The organism is Myxococcus faecalis (assembly GCF_050039385.1).
GTDB lineage: Bacteria > Myxococcota > Myxococcia > Myxococcales > Myxococcaceae > Myxococcus > Myxococcus fulvus.
On the sequence record NZ_CP144336.1, the window covers coordinates 9,929,107 to 9,947,949 of the forward strand.

10 protein-coding genes and 2 tRNA genes are annotated in these 18,843 nt (G+C 69.9%); 7 read left to right on the plus strand and 5 right to left on the minus strand.

Annotation, left to right across the window (positions count from 1 at the left end; translation table 11 throughout):
- Position 1 precedes the first annotated feature (1 nt).
- Positions 2 to 832: a 16S rRNA (cytidine(1402)-2'-O)-methyltransferase gene (gene rsmI, locus VZQ01_RS39680; protein ID WP_248543550.1), complete on the plus strand. Its 831-nt coding sequence runs from the start codon at positions 2 to 4 to the stop codon at positions 830 to 832.
- A gap of 69 nt (positions 833 to 901) precedes the next feature.
- Here the strand turns inward: rsmI and VZQ01_RS39685 are convergent, their stop codons facing one another.
- The 5 genes from VZQ01_RS39685 to VZQ01_RS39705 form a co-directional block, all read right to left on the minus strand.
- Positions 902 to 2,209 carry a hypothetical protein gene (locus VZQ01_RS39685; protein WP_426746229.1) on the minus strand — a complete coding sequence of 436 codons (1,308 nt, stop codon included), beginning with the start codon at positions 2,207 to 2,209 and terminating at the stop codon, positions 902 to 904.
- A 96-nt stretch (positions 2,210 to 2,305) separates the two neighbouring features.
- Positions 2,306 to 3,352, minus strand: coding sequence for a M23 family metallopeptidase (locus VZQ01_RS39690; RefSeq protein ID WP_426746230.1), 1,047 nt, complete (start codon positions 3,350 to 3,352; stop codon positions 2,306 to 2,308).
- A gap of 75 nt (positions 3,353 to 3,427) precedes the next feature.
- Entirely contained in the window at positions 3,428 to 4,852 is a 1,425-nt protein-coding gene (locus VZQ01_RS39695) for a sigma-54-dependent transcriptional regulator (protein ID WP_223783627.1), read from the minus strand.
- Between the two features lie 11 nt (positions 4,853 to 4,863).
- Positions 4,864 to 5,730, minus strand: coding sequence for an encapsulin nanocompartment shell protein EncA (encA, locus tag VZQ01_RS39700; protein ID WP_141332916.1), 867 nt, complete (start codon positions 5,728 to 5,730; stop codon positions 4,864 to 4,866).
- 45 nt (positions 5,731 to 5,775) lie between these two features.
- Entirely contained in the window at positions 5,776 to 6,252 is a 477-nt protein-coding gene (locus tag VZQ01_RS39705; RefSeq protein WP_426746231.1) for an encapsulin nanocompartment ferritin-like cargo protein EncB, read from the minus strand.
- A 104-nt stretch (positions 6,253 to 6,356) separates the two neighbouring features.
- Here VZQ01_RS39705 and murJ point away from each other — a divergent pair, with 104 nt between their 5' ends.
- The 6 genes from murJ (at position 6,357) to VZQ01_RS39735 (ending at position 18,838) form a co-directional block, all read left to right on the plus strand.
- Complete coding sequence (murJ, locus tag VZQ01_RS39710; RefSeq protein WP_223783626.1) at positions 6,357 to 8,057, plus strand: murein biosynthesis integral membrane protein MurJ; 1,701 nt, start codon at positions 6,357 to 6,359, stop codon at positions 8,055 to 8,057.
- A gap of 237 nt (positions 8,058 to 8,294) precedes the next feature.
- On the plus strand, positions 8,295 to 10,289 hold the full coding sequence (locus VZQ01_RS39715; protein WP_223747475.1) for a S1 RNA-binding domain-containing protein: 1,995 nt from the start codon (positions 8,295 to 8,297) through the stop codon (positions 10,287 to 10,289).
- Between the two features lie 103 nt (positions 10,290 to 10,392).
- A tRNA-Met gene (locus VZQ01_RS39720) sits at positions 10,393 to 10,466 on the plus strand.
- Positions 10,467 to 10,534: 68 nt separating this feature from the next.
- A tRNA-Met gene (locus tag VZQ01_RS39725) sits at positions 10,535 to 10,608 on the plus strand.
- Positions 10,609 to 11,104: 496 nt separating this feature from the next.
- On the plus strand, positions 11,105 to 16,177 hold the full coding sequence (locus tag VZQ01_RS39730; RefSeq protein WP_426746232.1) for a myxosortase-dependent M36 family metallopeptidase: 5,073 nt from the start codon (positions 11,105 to 11,107) through the stop codon (positions 16,175 to 16,177).
- Between the two features lie 333 nt (positions 16,178 to 16,510).
- Positions 16,511 to 18,838, plus strand: a complete 2,328-nt coding sequence (locus VZQ01_RS39735) for a cation:proton antiporter domain-containing protein (RefSeq protein ID WP_426749028.1) — start codon at positions 16,511 to 16,513, stop codon at positions 18,836 to 18,838.
- Positions 18,839 to 18,843: the final 5 nt, after the last annotated feature.

Here is an 18,843-nt window from a genome sequence, read left to right on the forward strand (position 1 = left end):
CATGGCTGGAACGCTGTACCTGGTGGCCACGCCCATCGGGAACCTGGGTGACATCTCTGCTCGCGCGTTGGAGACGCTCCGCGCCGTGCGCTTCATCGCCTGTGAGGACACGCGGCACTCACGCGTGCTGCTCGACCACTTCGGCATCGGCGGCAAGGACCTGGTGAGCCTGCCCGCGTTCGCGGAGGGGCAGCGCGCCGGGCGCATCCTGGACCGGCTCGGGGAGGGCGAGGACTGCGCGCTCGTCACCGACGCGGGCAGCCCGGCCATCAGCGACCCCGGTGAGCGGCTGGTGGCGGAGGCGCTGGAGCGGGGGCTGACGGTGGTGCCCGTGCCGGGCGCCACGGCGCTCGTCGCGGCGCTGAGCGCCTCGGGGCTGCCCACGGGCCGCTTCCACTTCCTGGGCTTCCTGCCGCGCAAGGGGCCGGAGCGGCGGGCCATGCTGGAGGAGGTGGCCTCGCTGTCCGCCACGTTGGTGCTCTACGAGTCTCCCCGCCGCCTGGGTGAGACGCTCCAGGACCTCCAGGAGGCGTGGGGAGACCGCCGCGCATGCGTGGCGCGTGAGCTGACGAAGCTGCACGAGGAGTTCGTCCGCGCGCCGCTGTCCGAGCTGTCCGCGCGCTACGCGACGGAGGAGGCCCGGGGCGAGGTGGTGGTGCTGGTGGAGGGGCGCACCGGGGAGCGGCGCTGGTCCGAGGAGGAACTGCGCCGAGCGCTCGAGGACGGGCTCGCGCGAGGCGACAAGCTCAAGCCCCTGAGCACGGAGCTGGCCCGCCGGGCGGGGTGGTCGGGACAGGACGTGTACCGACTCGGGTTGTCGCTGAAGAAGTAGAAGAAGTAGGTGGTCCGGAACCGGGAGGCGCGTGCTCGAGGCCCGCGTCTCCCGGGGACTTCCCTGGCGCTAGAAGTTGAAGGACGCGCTCAGGTCGAAGCGGAACGTCGTGCTGCCGATGGCGCGGAAACGGCGCGACACCAGGTCGTAGCGCCAGTCGAACGTGGGGTTGAGCTCGGGCGAGCCGAGGCTCGCGTCGATCTCGCCGTTGCCGTCCAGGTCCTTGCCCAGCTCCTCGTTCGTGAGCGTGTGGTCCGTGTTGTAGAGGAACGTGCCGCCCGCGCGAATCTTGAAGGTCTCCGAGGCGCTCGCGGTGACGCCGAGCATGCCACCGACCTGGAAGTACTCCTCCGAGGTGAGCAGCTTGCGCAGCGCCGCGCTCAGCTCGTTGTGGTAGCGGCCCGCGCCCACGTAGTTGCCGATGGCGCGCAGGTCCAGGGTGAACTTCTGGTGCTTCTGCGGCCGGTCGAACGGCACCAGCTCCACGCCGGCGAGGATGCCCATCATCTTGGGCGCCTTGATGCCCGTCTCCTTGCGGTCCCACGGCCCGGTGCCGCAGTTGTCAGGAGCACCCAGGGTGGCGGGATCCGCGTCGCGCTGGTCGCAGTTCGAATAGAAGACCGGACCGCGCACGGGGATGGTGTAGCTGGCCTTGAAGTACGGCTCGGCCACGCCGATGCGCCGCGAGAACGACGTGTAGAGCTGGTACTTGTGGACGCGGTCACCGATGTTGCCGCGGTCGTCCGAGTTCGTCGTGTCGACGCTCGGGTCCCGCTGCTTCGCCGTGGGCGCCTCGTAGTCGATGCCGACGATCCACGTGGGCTTGGTGACGTCCTTGTCCTGGTTGAAGAACGCGTAGGCCAGGCCGAAGTGCAGGTTGCCCAGACCGCCGCGGAAGCTCTCCTGGGGTACCCCGAACAGGGGCACGCCGTTGGCATGCGGGTCGTCGAGGCACCCTGGATCGTTGTTGACGAACGTGCCATCGGGGTTGATGCAATTGCCCGTGATGGTGGACGTCCCTTGCGACGACTGGGAGGTGAAGTCCCAGCGCTCGTTCTGCTGGAACACCAGCGGGAGCGTGAAGGACAGCTCCAGGTCGCGGTAGAGGCCGACGGCCATCCTCAGGTTGAGGCGTGCGTCCACGCCCTTGTACCAGAGCTCCGAGGCATCACCGCGCCCGGGCTCACTCCCCACCGGCGCGAGCTGCTCGCGGATGATCTTCGCGCGAGTCTGGGTGCGTTCGAACCCGACGTCGATGAACAGATCGAACGGGTCATCGTCCTCGAAGGACGAGGCGATCCGGGTGATATCCGCCGCGCTGGCGGCGAACGGCGCGCCTAGCGTCAGCGCGGCGAGTACGGCGCGAAGCCTGTGCATCCGACCTCCGACGGCGAAACGACCGGGCCTTCCGGCAAGCCCGGGGGGCTTCCAGCTAGCCGCGCCGTCGGAGGAGTGTCAAGAATCGGGTTGCTTTTACTTCCCCGCGACGGACGTCCCGAGCAGCCCTTCCAGGCGGCGGACCTCGTCGTCGAAGGCCGTCTTGTGGTTGGCGGCCAGGGTGCGGCGGTAGGTCTTGTGCTGGTCGAAGGGGTCCAGGACCTTCTCCTCGCCCTGCATGAGCTGGTAGTGCAGGTGGGGCGCGAAGGAGCGGCCCGTGTTGCCGCTCCGCGCGATGACCTGGCCCACGTTGAAGCGCGTCCCGGCCTGGATGTCCTTGGACACCTCGTCCAGGTGCAGGAAGAGCGCGCGGCGGCCCTTGCCGCCCGTTTCAATCAGCTCCAGGCAGTTGCCGTTGCTGCTCCAGTTCCAGTTCTTGCGCTTCACCACGCCGGAGAAGGGCGCCTTGACGGGCGTGCCCACCGGGGTGCGGAAGTCCACGCCCTTGTGGCGGCGGCCATCGCGCAGGAGCGACGTCACCTGCTCGTAGTCGTCCAGCGGGGACTTCTCCAGCCGCAGCTCCAGCTCGTCGCCGGAGGGCAGGTAGTAGCGCGCCGTGTTCTCCGCGGAGCCCTGGAAGCGGTAGGCGCTCATCGTCTTGCCCAGCTTCGCGCTGGTGAAGCGCACCGCGTGCACCAGCGGCTCCTCGTTGGGGCGGCGCTGGAAGAGCACGTCCAGGGTGTCCCCGCGGAGGATTTCGTTGGGGACGGCCACCCACCACACCAGCGTGCGCGTCACCACCTGCGCCAGCGCCGGGCCCACGTCCGCGCCCGCGGAGTTGACGAACGCCGTCTCCAGCGGCCCGTCGATGCGCATGGAGGCGCGCTCCATGCCCGCGGCCTTCACCGGGTCGGTGGGAGCGGCGGGGGCGGTGGGCGCCGCGGCCAGGGCGCCCGCGTCGGGCGTGGCGGCGGCCTCGGCGGTGGCCTGGGTGACGGCGGCCTCCTGCGTGGCGGTGGCCATGCGCTGCTTCCACCACCACACGCCCCCGGCAGCGCCGCCGAGGATGAGTGACACGGCGACCACGGGCCCGATGGGGCTCCGCTTCGGAGGTGCACCGAGGGTGGGAAGGTTCGGCCGCATGCTGGCTCCATGAATCGGAAAGAGTGAGCGGGCGCGAAACCAGCGCCCGCGACGAGGAATTCCGCCAACCGAGGGTCAATCCTCGGGGCCGTCCTCTTGCTCGTCAGGCGTGGTGTCTCGCAGACCGAATTCCTTCATCTTCGTCTGCAGGGACTTCCGGCTGATCTGGAGGAGACGCGCGGCGCGGGTGACGTTGCCGCCCGTCTCGTCGAGCTTCTTGACGATGAGGTCCCGCTCCAACTCCGCGGCCTTCATCCGGACGATGTCCTTCAGGCCCACCTCGCCCGCGGGAACCTCCAAGGCGGGCAGGGAGGGCGCCGAGGTGGGGCTCGCCTGGACGCCCGCTCCCTGACGGATGGGCTCGGGCAGGTCCTTGGCGGTGATCAACGGCCCGTCCGCGAACAGCAGGACGCGCTCGATGAGGTTCTCCAGCTCGCGGATGTTGCCCGGCCACGAGTACGCCTGGAGCAGCGCCAGGGCGTCGTCGGTGATGCCCTCGATCTTCTTGTTGAGGCGCTTGTTGTACTTCTCCACGAAGTGCCGCGCGAGCATCAGCACGTCGCTGCGGCGCTCGCGCAAGGGCGGCAGGGACAGCGGCACCACCGCGAGGCGGTAGTACAGGTCCTTGCGGAAGCGGCCCGCTTCGATCTCCGCCTGCAAATCGCGGTTGGTGGCGGCGACCAGGCGCACGTCCACGCGCGTGGTCTTGATGCCCCCCACGCGCTCGAACTCGCCCTCCTGCAGCGCGCGCAAGAGCTTCACCTGCATCTCGACGGGAATCTCGCCAATCTCGTCGAGGAAGAGCGTGCCCTCGTCGGCCAGCTCGAAGCGGCCCGGCTTGGAGGTGACGGCGCCGGTGAAGGCGCCCCGCTCGTAGCCGAACAGCTCGCTCTCCAGCAGCGTGGCGGGGATGGCCGCGCAGTTGATCTTGATGAACGGCTTGTCGCGGCGGCTGGACGCGCCGTGCAGCGCGGTGGCGATGAGCTCCTTGCCGGTGCCGCTCTCTCCAGTGATGAGCACCGTCGACGGTGTGTCCGCCACCTTGTCGATGACCTTGTAGACCTCCTGCATCTGCGGCGCCTCGCCGATGATGGCGGCGCGCGCCTTGAGGTCCGGACGCACGGAGCGACGGGCGCTCTCGTTGGTCTTGGCGGCCTTCGCGACGACGGAGGACAGCTCCACCTGGTCGAAGGGCTTGGTGATGTAGTCGAACGCGCCCGCCTTGATGGCGTCCACGGCGGAGTCCACCGTGCCGTGCGCGGTGATGATGATGACCGGCACGTCCGGGTTGGCGGCGCGGATGGTGCCGAGCACCTCCATGCCGCCCACCTTGGGCATCACCAGATCGGTGACGATGATGTCCGCGCCGTTCTTGTTGAACTCGGCCAGGCCCTGCTCACCGTTCTCCGCGACGGTGACGTCGAAGCCGTCCCTGCGCAGCATGGCGGCGAGCACCTTGCGCAGGTTCACCTCGTCGTCGATCACCAGGACCTTGGCCATGGGGGGCTGGACTACCGACGGGCGGCAGCCGCGGGAGCGCCCTCGAGGGTGCAGATGGCGTCCGGGTGCTTGATGCGCAACAGCAGCGCCTCCAGCACGCGGAACGGGTGGTTCATCCTCGACGCGCCCAGGTACGCGGCCACCATGTCCATGGAGACCGCCAGGTCCATGTTCTCGCGGCCGGTGGACACCACCACGCCCGAGTCGCCGCGCAGGCGGTTGGACTGATAGACGCCGTCGGCGGCCAGCTGCTTGATGGTCTCGATCTCCAGCACGCCCGTCTTCTCGTAGATGCGGTGCAGCTGCGAGTAGAGCTTGGGCGACAGCACCACGGCGTAGGGGCCGAAGTGGCCGTGCTCGTTGAGCGTGCGCGTGGCCTCGACGATGGCCTGGAACCCGCCACCCGCCGCCGTCCAGTCGCCGAGCGGCACGGTGAGCCGGCCATTGGCCGTCATCAGGCCCTCGTAGCCCAGGCGCGCGTCGCCGTAGAAGATGAGCTCGTCCTCCTGCTGCGCGCACAGCGCCGCGGCGCCGGCGGCGGCCGAGACATCCAGCGGCATGTTGTGCGTGCGCGCCGCCTCGATGTCCCGCCAGTGCAGCAGGAAGTCCTTGTAGATGATGGGGATGGTCTTGAACTTGCGAGCGTCCGTGAAGACCATCGCGGTCTCCTGCTCGCCGACGATGTCCACAGCGCCCGGGGACACGCCCTGGAACTCGTCGTAGGGCACCGTCTGCACGCCCGCGCCCAGCGGACCGTAGATGTCGAGGATGCGGCGGCCCACCAGTGAGCGGCGCGCCACCTGGATGACGGTTTCATTCAGGCGCGCCCACTCCTCCTCACGGAGCGGGTTCTCGGCATGTCCAAGGAAGTCAGGCATCGAACAATCTCCGGATCAACATCTAGGGAGAAAAGGGGAACGTCGTCAGCGATTACCGCCACCACCACCGCCACGGCGCAGCGAGCCCACCGTGAGGGGGTGGGACTCGACGGCGGGCGGCGGGGCGGGCAGGCCATACATGAGCCGCTGCGGGGGCAGGGCGGTGAGGGGCTCCACCGGAGAGCGGCCGTTGAGGACCTGCTTGGCCGGAGGCGGAGGAGGCGGCGGCGCGAGCACGGCGGCGGGAGGTGGCGCCTCGCCCACGGCCTGCTGGAAGTGACCCGGCGCGATGGGCGTGGTGAAGCGCGAGTCCTGGTGGGCGTCGAGCATGCGCAGCATGTGGACCGCCTCGGACACGTGCTCCTTCTCCTCCGTCGCCAGGTGGAGGAAGAAGGCCCGCACCTCGGGGTGGGAGGACGCCCGGGCGAAGGCCTCGTACTCGTTGATGGTCTCGAGCTCGCGCGCCAGCACGAGGCGGATACGCGCCACGTCGTCCAGGTCGCTGTCCGGTATGTCGGCCATTGAGGACGGACCCTCGCAATCCGCCGGGGGCACCGTCAAGAGAAACAGGGGCCATGGGTTTCCCGCTTCATGCCACTTGACGTCACGCATAGAGTCCCCGGCCCGTGACCGCCTCCGCGCCCGAGCCTTCCCCGACTCCTCCCGCCCCGTCAGGTCGGACCGAACGCTCGGGGGGCAAGGGCGCGATGCTCGTGGCCACGGGCATCCTCGCCTCGCGCCTGATGGGCCTGGTGCGCGAGCGCGTCTTCGCCCACTACCTGGGCAACGCGGAGGCGGCCGCCGTCTTCAAGGCCGCGCTGCGCATCCCCAACTTCCTGCAGAACCTCTTCGGTGAGGGAGTCCTCTCCGGCTCCTTCATCCCCGTGTACGCCCAGCTGCTGGGCCGCAAGGACACGGAGCAGGCGGACCGGGTGGCGGGCGCGGTCTTCGGCCTGTTGTCCCTGGCGACGGCGCTGCTGGTGTGCGCGGGCATGCTGTTCACGCCCGTGTTCGTGGACCTCATCGCTCCGGGCTTCGAGGGCCACGCGCGAGAGCTGGCCATCCGCGTGGTGCGCATCCTCTTCCCCGGCACGGGCTTCCTGGTGCTGAGCGCCTGGTGCCTGGGCATCCTCAACAGCCACCGACGCTTCCTGCTGTCGTACCTGGCGCCCGTCGTCTGGAACGGGGCCATCATCGCCACGCTGCTCGTCGTGGGCGGCCGCTACGAAGAGGACCGGCTGGTGGAGCTGCTGGCCTACGGCGTGGTGGCCGGCGGCTTCCTCCAGTTCGCGGTGCAGGTGCCCCGCACGCTCCAGCTGCTGGGGAGGTTCCGCCCGTCGCTCTCCACGGCGACGGAGCCGGTGCGGCAGGTGCTCCGCAGCTTCGGCCCGGTGGTGCTGGGGCGCGGCGTGGTGCAGTTCAGCGCCTGGGTGGACACCGCCTTCGCCACGCTCATCTCCGAGCGCGCCATGTCGTCCCTTGTGTACGCGCAGACCATCTACCTCATCCCGGTGAGCCTCTTCGGCATGGCGGTGTCCGCGGCGGAGCTGCCGGAGATGGCCCGCGCGGCGGACGGCGCCGGGTCGGAGGAGGTCGCCGCGAAGCTGCGTCAGCGCATCGACGGAGGGGCGCGGCGAATCGCCTTCTGGGTGGTGCCCTCCGCGGCGGCCTTCCTGTTCCTGGGCGACATGGTGGCCGCGGCGCTCCTGCAGACGGGCCGCTTCGACGCGGCGGACTCGCGCTACCTCTGGTACCTGCTCATGGGCGCCGCCGTGGGGCTGGTCGCCTCCACCGTGGGCCGGCTGTACGCCTCCGCCTTCTACGCCTTGAAGGACCCCAAGACGCCCCTGCGCTTCGCCATCGTCCGCGTCGCGGTGGGCTCGGTGGGCGCCTGGGTCCTGGGCCTGCATCTGCCCGGGTGGCTGGGACTGCCCTCGGAATTGGGCGCGCTGGGGCTCACGCTCGCCAGCGGGCTCGTGGCCTGGCTCGAGTCGTATCTCCTGCGCCGCAAGCTGACCCGGCAGCTGGGGCCCGTGGGCGTTCCCCCGGGGCTCCTGCCCCGGCTGTGGGGCGCGGCCGTCATCGCGGGCCTCGTGGCCCTGGGCGTGAAGCTGGGGCTCGCGGCCGTGCTGGGCCCCATGCCGGGAGTGCAGGCGGAGTGGGGCGGGGCCTTCCTCGCGCCTCCCAGGCTGCACCCCGTCCTGGGCTTCCTGGCCGTCGCCATCCCCATGGGCGGCATCTATTTCGCGGTGGCCGCCGCGCTGGGTGTCCCCGAGGCCGGCGCGGTGTTCCGCAAGGTCTCCGGACGGCTGCGCCGGGCGCGCTAAGTGCTCGCCGATGCTCGGCTCCTCACGGAGCGGGCAGGGGGTGGTTGGAGCAGCAAGGAGGGGGTGGGCGGGATGGGCTGGCGGGGGGCCTCCGTTGAGGTCCTTGCGGTGGTGTGGGCCGCGTGCCTGTCTTCGGGGCTTCCTCCGGACGGGGCGCGCGTGTAGAGTGCGCCGCCTTTTTCATGGGCCCGGCTTCACGGGAAGTCTGGCTGACTTCGTCTCAGGAAGGTCTCGGCAGTGAGCGACGAGAAGAACGGTTCCAATGCGGGCGGTCCGGGTGGGATGGGCGGCCCCAAGAAGCCGAAGGCCACCTTCGGTGACGTGATGCTCGGCATCCCTTCGGGCGGCAGCGGCCGTGGCGAGGGTCCTCGCGGCGGCGGCGAGCGCGGCGGTCCCGGTCAGGGCCGTGACGCGCGTCCGCGCTCCGAGGGAGGGGCTCCGCGCGACGAGCGCCGTCCTCCTCGTGGCCAGGGCGGTCAGGAGCGGGGTGGAGGCGAGCGCCGCGGTGGCGGCGAGCGCCGTCCGTCCGGTCCCATGGTCGTCGTGAAGCGCGCGTCGGGCGCCATCGAGACGCGAGGCCCGGTGGGGGAGAACCCCGCCGAGGCGACCGCGACCGCCGAGGCGACCACCGCGGAGGCCGAGGCCTCCGGCGCGCCGACGACGACCTCCGCGCCGCGCCCTGTGACGCCGACGCCGGCGCCTTCCTCCGCGCTGTACGAGGAGGTTCCCGAGTCCGAGTCCTTCGCCGAGATGTTCGAGGCGCAGGCCAAGGAGGGTGGGGCGCCGGGCCGCCGGGGCGTGCGCCTGGGCGAGAAGGTCAAGGGCACCATCTTCCAGCTTGGCGCGGACACCGCGTTCGTGTCGCTGGAGGGCGCGTCCAAGAGCGAGGCGATGATCGAGCTGCGCGAGCTCAAGGACGACGAGGGCATCCTGCGCTACGGCGTGGGTGACAGCCTGGACGCGCACGTCATCGAGGTGGGCGCCAAGGGCATCGTGCTGAGCCGCGCGCTGGCCAAGGGCAGCGCCTCCATGGCGATGCTGGCCGAGGCCCGCGCGTCGGGCATGCCCGTCGAGGGCATGGTGCTGAGCGTGAACAAGGGCGGCGTGGAGGTCGCCATCGGCGACGTGCGCGCGTTCTGCCCCATCAGCCAGCTGGACCTGCGCTACGTCGAGAAGCCGGACCAGTTCATCGGCGAGAAGCTCAAGTTCCGCGTCACCGAGGTCCGGGACCGCAACGTGGTGCTCTCGCGCCGCTCGCTGCTTGAGGACGAGCAGCGCCAGCTGGCCGCGGAGACGCGCAAGAACCTGGGCGACGGCAAGGTCGTCAAGGGCAAGGTCACCGGCGTCCGGGACTTCGGCGTGTTCGTGGACCTGGGCGGCGTGGAGGGGATGATCCCCGTCTCCGAGCTCTCGTACACGCGCGTGGGTCACCCCAGCGACGTGGTGAAGGTCGGTGACGACGTGGAGGTGGAGATCCTGCGCATGGAGGCCGCGCAGCCCAACTCCCCCGACAAGAGCAAGCAGAAGGAGCGCATCACGCTGTCCATGCGCTCGCGGCAGGAGGACCCGTTCAAGAAGGCCATCTCCGAGATCAAGGAGGGGGACCGTCTGCAGGGAAAGGTCGTCCGGCTCCAGCAGTTCGGCGCCTTCGTGGAGCTGCGTCCGGGCGTGGATGGCCTGGTGCACATCTCCGCGCTGAGCGACCGCCGCATCGCGCACCCGCGCGACGTGGTGAAGGAAGGCGAGACCATCTGGGTCGCCGTCGAGAAGATCGACGAGAAGGACAAGCGCATCGGCCTGCGCCGCATCTCCGAGGAGGAGGCGCAGCGTCCCCCCGAGGAGCGTCCGGCCGCCTCGGCGGAGAAGGCCGCGCCCGCGGCTCCCGCGGCGCCCCGTCCCAAGGTGGGCCAGGTCGTCGTCGGCAAGGTGGACCGCATCGAGCCGTACGGCGTCTTCCTCGTGTTCGCCGGTGGCAAGGGCCTGCTCCCCGCGAGCGAGACGGGCACCGAGCGCGGCACGGATCTGCGCAAGCACTACGCGCTGGGCCAGGAGGTGAAGGTGGCCATCCTGGACATCGACGCGTCCGGGAAGATCCGCCTGTCCGTCACCGCCGCCGTCCGCGCGGAGGAGCGCGCCGAGGTGGAGGCCTGGCAGAAGACGCAGCAGCCGCAGGGCGCGGGCAAGAAGGGCTTCGGCACGATGGCCGACCTCTTCAGCAAGCTGCGCAAGTGATTCACACCGCGCGCTTGAGCACGTGTTGGATGCGTGCTCGGGTTCGCTCGAAATAGATGTTGCAGTCCCCGGCGAGGGGCGGTACTACCTCCCTCGCCGCTGACGCGGGGTGGAGCAGCCTGGTAGCTCGTCGGGCTCATAACCCGAAGGTCGCAGGTTCAAATCCTGCCCCCGCAATTCAGGAAGCCAGAGGTCCGGTGAATCAAAGCCGGACCTCTGGTGTTCAAAGGCAGACATCAACATGACGCGGGGTGGAGCAGCCTGGTAGCTCGTCGGGCTCATAACCCGAAGGTCGCAGGTTCAAATCCTGCCCCCGCAATGATGTTTCAAGAGACCCCATCCTCCCGCTCCGGAGGATGGGGCTTCGCTTTTCAGGCGTCCTGCTCCGCGAGTTCCGCGTGCCGTTGCCCAGGCTCGCGTCGAGCTTTCGCCAGAGGGGCTCCGAGTCCCGCCTGTCTCCGCCGCGACACTTTGTCCGCCGTGCGGGTCATCACTGACTTGACTCTGGAGAAACTGGGTAGGTCCGTCCTCAGTGGAATGTGTGCCAGGGACATTGCAACCCTCTGTCCTTGCTGGAGAAATTTTGCGCTGGGTCTCCCGTGCCCATGAAAATCTCCCGCGAGCGTAGAAAAAACGGCTTTGTCGCCTTTCAACCTACATCAGTAAAGGCACTAATCTCTTCAACAGGTGACAATTTGTCACCTGGGGGCCTTCCCGAAGAGATCCGTGTACCCGGTGAGCTGTCCGGGGCGCGCAATACCCGTCTCTTCGGGGTGGCTTCCTACCCCCGCGCTTTCCCAAGGGAGCACCCCCACGTGAGAAGGTTGGTTGCCAAGCTGTCCGGCCTGGCGCTGGTACTTTCGGGTACCGGTTCCTTCGCTCGGACGCTGCCGAACTACGACGCATACCTGGAAGCCAAGCCCGCGGAGCCCAAGTCCGCGAAGCTCAAGTCCGCGGCTGGTGACACGAGTGCGCGTGTCTCGCTGCCCGCGGCAGGCTCGAGTGCTCCTCGCTTCATCTGGGCCCGGACCACGGACGCGCAGAAGGCGCAGCGTGCGAAGCTCGCGAAGATGTCGCCCGAGGCCGCGGCGCTCTCGCAGCTGAAGGACTACGCCTCCGACTTCGGCCTCCGCTCCTTCGAGGAGGCCGGCGCGCGCGTCACCTCCGTGAAGCTGCTCGGCAACGCCCGGCTCGTCACGCTGACGCAGGAGTTCGGCGGCGTCGAGGTGTTCCGCAACAACGTGACGGTGCTGCTCGACAAGGGCAACTCCGTGGTGGGCCTGTCCGGTGCGCTGTCCGAGCACGTGTCCACCAGCGCCGTCCCCGAGCGCCTGGCGTTCAAGGGGAGCGCGAGCGCCGCCATCGCCGCCGCGTACCAGGACGTCACCGGCACGCGCCTGGACGCGAGCCTGCTGGCGCAGGTCAAGAGCGCGCGGCCTGGAGACCGGTACACGCACTTCTCGCTCGCGACCTACGCGCGTCCCCTCGAGGAGGGGCTGCGCGTCCCGGCCCGGGCCCGGCCGGTCTACTACCCGTTCGAGGACAGGCTCGTCCCCGCGTACTACGTGGAGGTGCAGAGCGGACGCGAGGACAGCCTCGAGTGGGATGCGTACTCGTACGTCATCTCCGCGGTGGATGGGCAGGTCCTCATGCGCAAGAACATGCGCGAGGAGGCCGCCTTCAGCTACCGCGCGTTCGCGGACACCACGCCTCCGTACACGCCGCATGACGGCCCCGCGGGCACCAACGCGAGCCCGCACCCGGACGGCGCGCCCACCGGCTTCCGCCCGGCCTTCGTGCCCCCCGCGCTCATCACGCTGCAGAACGCGCCCTTCAGCCGGAACGACCCGTGGCTGCCCGCGGACGCGACGGTGACCACGGGCAACAACGTGGACGCCTACGCGGACCTGGTGGCGCCTCCGCGCTTCTCCGCCGGAGATCTGCGGCCCACCGTCACCGCGCCGGGCGTGTTCGACCGGACGATGCAGTTCGACATGCGGCCCAACATCAACGACGAGCAGATCGCCGCGGCGACCACCAGCCTGTTCTTCGTGAACAACTGGCTGCACGACTGGTACTACGACTCCGGCTTCGACGAGGCGTCGGGCAACGCGCAGACCGACAACTTCGGTCGCGGCGGCATCGGCGGTGACCCGGTCCTCGCGGAGGCGCAGGACTACAGCGGCACCAACAACGCCAACATGTCGACGCCGGCGGACGGTGCCTCGCCCGTCATGCAGATGTACGTCTTCAACGCGGAGCGCATCGCGACGTTGACGGTGACGGCACCTTCCGAGGTCGCGGGCAGTGTCCCCGTGGGCATCGCGATGGACATGGGGCCGCAGGGCTTCGACCTGACGCGGCCCGCTGTCAACGCGCTGGACGCGGCGGGTCCTGGCTCGACGGACCGTGATGGCTGCAGCCCCCTCACCAACGCCGCGGAGGTGGCGGGGAACATCGCCATCATCGACCGTGGCGGCCCCCCTGAGTGCTCCTTCGTCGTGAAGGTGCAGAACGCGGAGGCGGCTGGCGCCGCGGCCGTCATCATCGCCAACAACGTGGCGGGCGCGGTCGCGAACCTCGGTGGCTCCTCGAGGACCATCGGCATTCCCGTGGTGCTCATCACCCAGGCGGATGCGACCCGCATCCGCAACGCGCCGGGCCTGACGCTGCACCTCAACCGCACCGCGACGTACCGGCCGGACGGCACCGTCGACAACTTCATCGTGGCCCACGAGTGGGGTCACTACATCAGCAACCGCCTCGTCCAGAACGCCGCCGGCCTCACCAACAACCAGGGCCGCGCGATGGGCGAGGGCTGGGCGGACTTCCACGGCCTGCTGATGATGACGCGTCCGGAGGACATCCAGGTCGAGTCCAACGCCAACTGGATGGGCGCCTACGGCCCGGGCGAGTTCGCCACGCGCGCCATCTCCCTGGACAGCGCCTTCTACGGCATCCGCCGGGTGGCTTACTCGTCGGACATGGCGAAGAACGCGCTGACGTTCCGCCACATCATGAACGGGGTGCCGCTGCCCACCACCGCGCCCATCTCTCCGAGCGCCAGCGTCAACTCGCAGGTCCACAACTCGGGTGAGATCTGGGCCACCATGCTCTGGGAGGCGTACACGTCCCTGCTGCGGGTCCACCCGTTCGAGGAGGCCCAGGCGCGCATGAAGCGCTACCTGGTCACCGGCTACATGCTGACGCCGGCCGCGCCCACCTACAACGAGGCGCGCAACGCCCTCATCGCCGCCGCCGAGGCGAATGATCCCGAGGACGCGCAGCGCTTCTGGGTGGCCTTCGCCAAGCGCGGCATGGGCCCGGGCGCCATCTCCCCGCCGCGCGGTTCCACCACGCATGCGGGCGTCGTCGAGAGCTTCAAGGTCGGCGCCTCGCTCGAGTTCGTGGCGCTCACGCTCGCGGACGACTCTCCGACGGGCTCGTGTGATCGCGACGGCGTGCTCGACAACGGCGAGACGGGCCGCCTGGTCCTGACCGTCATCAACAATGGCTCGGTGCCGGCGAACGCGAGCACCGCCACGGTCATCTCCCCGACGCGGGGCATCACCCTCGGCAACAATGGTGTCGTCGCCATCCCCGCGCTGGGCTCCTTCGAGCAGGCGACGGTGTCCGTGCCGGTGACGCTGACGGACGCGGCGCCCAGCACGGTCGCGGAGTTCACCGTCGCGCTCCGGGATCCCGACAGCGCGAACCCCGGTGACGTGGTCGCCTCGATGGCCGCCACGACGAACTACAACGAGGCGCCGGCGACCAGCACCACGGAGACGGTCCAGTCCAACATCCTCCTGCTGCCATGGGAGATGGAGTCCGCCGAGGGTGGAGGCATCACCGAGCAGTACTTCTCCTTCACCACCTTGGACACGCGTGGCCTGAACCGCGCGTTCCTCGGGCAGGCCGCGGGTCGACCCACGGACTTCTGGCTCAAGACGCCGGAGCTGAACGTGGCGGAGACGGGGGACCTCATCGTCCGGTTCGACCATGCCTACCAGTTCGAGACGGGCACCAACCCCACCGTCTACTACGACGGCGCTGTCATCGAGCTGACCCAGGATGGCGGGCAGTCATGGGTGGACGTCGGCACTCCGCTCTATGGCGGCACGCTGAACACGGCCGCGGGCATCATCAACAACCTGCAGGGCCGTCAGGCCATCGTCGGCACGAGCGCGGGCTTCCCGAACCTGGTGGCCGCCACGCTGAACCTGGGCACCACGTACGCGGGCAAGACGGTGCAGCTGCGCTTCCGCATCGGCACGGACAACGCGACGGGCACGACGGGTTGGGCCATCGACAACATCGCCTTCACGGGCATCACCAACACCCCGTTCACCAGCCTGGTGGCGGACACGGGCGTCTGCTTCAACCGTCCCCCCGTCACCAACGCGGGCCCTGACCTCACGGTGGACGAGCGCACGCTCGTCACGGTGGCGGGCAGCGGCACGGACGCCGACGGCGATTCGCTCACGTTCCAGTGGACGCGCGTGTCCGGCGCGGCGGTGGCGCTGTCTGGCGCGACCACGCCGACGGTCACCTTCACGGCGCCCGAAGTGGCCGTCGACTCGAACATCGTCCTGCGGCTGACCGTCAGCGACGGCACCCTGACGACCTCCGACAACGTCACGGTGCGCGTGCGCAACGTCAACCGCGCTCCCACGGTGAACGCGGGCGCGGATGGATCCGCCGACGAGCGCAGCACCGTCACCCTGTCCGGCGCCGCGACGGACGCGGACAACGACCCCCTGACGTACCTCTGGACCCAGGTGTCCGGTACGCCCGTGGCCATCGCGAACTACACGACGCCGACGGCGACCTTCGTCGCGCCCGAGGTGACGGGGGACGAGACGCTGTCCTTCCGCCTCACGGTGTCCGACGGCAAGACGAGCGTGAACGACACGGTGAACGTGGTCATCCACCCCGCGAACCGCGCGCCGGTGGTGACGGCGACGTCCGTGACGGTGAACGAGCGCAGCACGGCCACGCTCACGGCCGTGGCCTCGGACGCCGACGGCGACACGCTGACGTACGCCTGGACGCAGCTGACCGGTACGCCGGTGACGCTGGACAACGCCAACACGGCGACGGCCACGTTCGCCACGGGTGAGGTGGCCGCCAACGCCGTCCTCACCTTCCGCGTGACGGTGTCCGACGGGACGGCCAGCGCCACCCAGGACGTGTCGGTGGACGTGCTGAACGTCAACCGCGCGCCGACGGTGAACGCGGGTCTGGATGGCACCGTGGCCGCGCGCGCCACGGCCACGCTGAGCGGCTCGGCGACGGACGAGGACGGTGACACGCTCTCGTACACGTGGGTGCAGACGGCGGGTACGGCGGTGGCGCTGTCCAATGCCACCTCCGCCGTGGCGACATTCACCGCGCCGGACCTGTCGGCCGCCGAGACGCTGACGTTCCGCCTGACGGTGAGCGATGGCAGCGTCATCGCCAGCGACACGGTGGACGTGCAGGTCACCCCGTCGCCGATTCCGAACCAGGACCCGGTGGCGAAGGCCCGCATCATCGTCAATGGTTCCCAGACGTCGCTGACGCTCGACGGCTCGGAGTCCAGCGACCCCGATGGTGACGCCCTGACGTACAAGTGGGAGCAGACGGGGGGCCCGAGCGTCACGCTCAACGAGTCCACCCGCGCGGTGCTCAGCGTGGACGTGCCGGACCTGGACGGCGAGAGCGCCACCTTCTCCTTCAAGCTGACGGTGAAGGACCCCAGCGGCGCCTCGCACAGCGTCACCGTGCAGGCGACGGCCAGGCCCGACGAGGGCGGGGGTTGCTCCTCCACGGGCGCGGGTGCTCCGGCGGGCATGATCGCCCTGGCGCTCCTCAGCCTGCTGCACCGTCGTCGCCGCGTGAGCTGATCCGGACGCCGCCTCTCCTCGGAGAGGTGGCACCCTCCGGGGCCGGGTGCCTGACAGGCCCGGACCCGGAGTCGCTCGAGACAGTCTGAAGCAGTCCGACGGCCGGCATCCTCGCGCGAGGGTGTCGGCCGTTGAGCTTTCGCGCTGCAGCGGGCGCTGACTGGTGCACGAATGCTCCCGTGGGGCATGAAGCCCGGACGCGGGCCCGGAGCAGGCTGGAGGCACACGGCGGGCCCATCGTGGGGCCTGCGTGTCGCGCCCATGCCCCAGCTCGCCACCGCCACCGCGCCGTTCCTGCAGGAAATCGTGGTGCTGATTCTCGCAGGCGCGCTCATGGCCTATGTCGGCCATCGCTTCCGGCTGGTGCCCATCGTCGGCTTCCTGCTCGCCGGCGCGCTGATTGGTCCCAACGCGCTCAAGCTGGTGAAGGACCTGGAGCTGGTGAACTCGGCCGCGGAGCTGGGCGTCATCCTGCTCCTGTTCAGCATCGGCCTGGAGTTCAGCCTGGAGAAGCTGGTGCGGCTCCAGAAGCTCCTGTTCGGCGGCGGCGGGCTCCAGGTGGGCCTGTCGTCCGTGGGGATGATGGGCCTGCTGATGCTGTTCGGCGTGGCGTGGCGGCCCGCGCTCTTCACGGGCTTCCTGGTGGCGCTGTCCTCCACCGCCATCGTCCTCAAGCTGCTGGGAGATAGGGGCGAGACGTCCTCGGACGTGGGGCAGGTGTCGCTGGGGCTGCTCATCTTCCAGGACCTGGCCGTGGTGATGATGGTGCTGCTGGTGCCCGTGCTGGCGGGGAAGGGCGATACGCCGCTCCACTTCCTGGGGGCCTTCGGCAAGGCACTGGGCATCATCGTCGCGGTGCTCGTGGTGGCGCGCAGGTTGATGCCCAGGCTCCTCGAGGTGGTGGCGCGCACGTGCTCACCGGAGCTGTTCCTGCTCACCGTCATCGCCGTGTGCTTCGGCACCGCGTACCTCACCAGCCTCGCGGGTGTGAGCGTGTCGCTGGGCGCCTTCCTGGCGGGGCTTGTGGTCAGCGAGAGCCGCTTCAGCGAGCACGCCTTCGGCGAAATCCTCCCGCTGCAAATCCTCTTCAGCGCCACGTTCTTCGTCTCCGTCGGCATGCTGCTCGACGTGGGCTTCCTCGTGGAGCACCTGCCCGAGGTGCTCCTGGCCATCGTCGCCGTGCTCCTGGTGAAGGTCCTCACCACGGGCATCGCGGTGCTGGCGCTCGGCTACCGCGTGCCGGTGGCGGTGGAGAGCGCGCTGCTGCTGGCCCAGGTGGGCGAGTTCTCCTTCGTGCTGGAGCGCAGCGGCCGTCGGCTGGGCCTGTTCCCCGCGGGGCTGGAGGAGGGCTCGCAGGCGTTCATCGCGGCCACCGTGATGTTGATGGTGCTCACGCCGCTGCTGTCACGGCTGGGCGGCTGGGCCCAGGGGCGGCTCACCCGCAAGGTCCATCGCGCGGTGGCGCAGGCGGGCCCCACCACGGACGAGGCGGAGGCGCTCGCGGCCGAGTCCTTCGCCCGCTACGAGAACCACGTCATCATCGCGGGCTACGGAGATGGGGCACGCAGGCTCGCGCGGGTGCTGCGCGGCTCGGGCATTCCGTTCCTCGTCTCCACGCTGAGCCCTCCGGGCGCGAACGAGGCGGAGGCCGAGGGCATGGCGGTGCTCCGGGGGGACTACGCCCGACAGCGCACGCTGCGCGTCGCGGGGGTCCAGCGCGCCAAGCTCCTGCTCGTCGTGGATGATGACGCGGCCATGGCCCACCGCGTGGTCGCCGTCGCGCGGATGGAGAACCCGACGCTGCGACTCGTCGCCCGCGTGCGCGCCGTGGCGGACGTGGAGCCGCTGCGCGAGGCCGGCGCGGACGTCGTGGTCTGCGAGGAGCTGGAGAGCCTGGTGGCCGTGCTGTCCTCGGTGCTGGAGGACTACCGTCAATCCCCCGAGGACATCGAGGACCACGAGGACTCCGTGCGTCGCTCGGGCTACGCGGCGCTGCGCAGCTCCGGCGCGCTGGAGAAGCCGCTGCTCGTCTGCGCGCTGGAGAAGGACTGCCTCGGCTCGCGCCGCGTGTCGGTCCGTCCGGGCGCGCCCATCGTCGGGCTCTCGGTGGCGGCGCTCATCGAGCGCGCGGGCGGCGCCCTCGGAGTCCTGGAGCTGCGACGAGACGACGTGCCGCTGACCGTCGTCACGCCCCACACCGTCTTCGAGGCCGGGGACGAGCTGGTGCTCAAGGGCGCCGCGGACGCCTTCGAGCGGTGCGCCGAGCTGTTCCGCACCCCCGCGCCCGAGGGGCTGGAGATGGAGCCCGTGCCCGCCGCGCCTCGCACGTCGGCGGAGCTCATCGACACGCAGGCGACCCTCGAGTTCCTGCCGAAGCCGGGCACAGGGCCTTGTGGCCACCTCGACCGGCTGCGACCCGTGCGACCGAGGACCCGCGGGTGCGAGGAGTGCCTGAAGCTCCACGACACCTGGGTGCACCTGCGGCTGTGCATGACGTGCGGCCACGTGGGGTGCTGCGACGACTCGAAGAACAAGCACGCGACGCGGCACTTCCACGAGTCGGACCACCCCATCATCCGCTCCCTGGAGCCGGGCGAGCGCTGGGGCTGGTGCTACGTGGACAAGGTCCAGCTCGACAGCGAGCCACCCGCGCGCACGTAGCACCG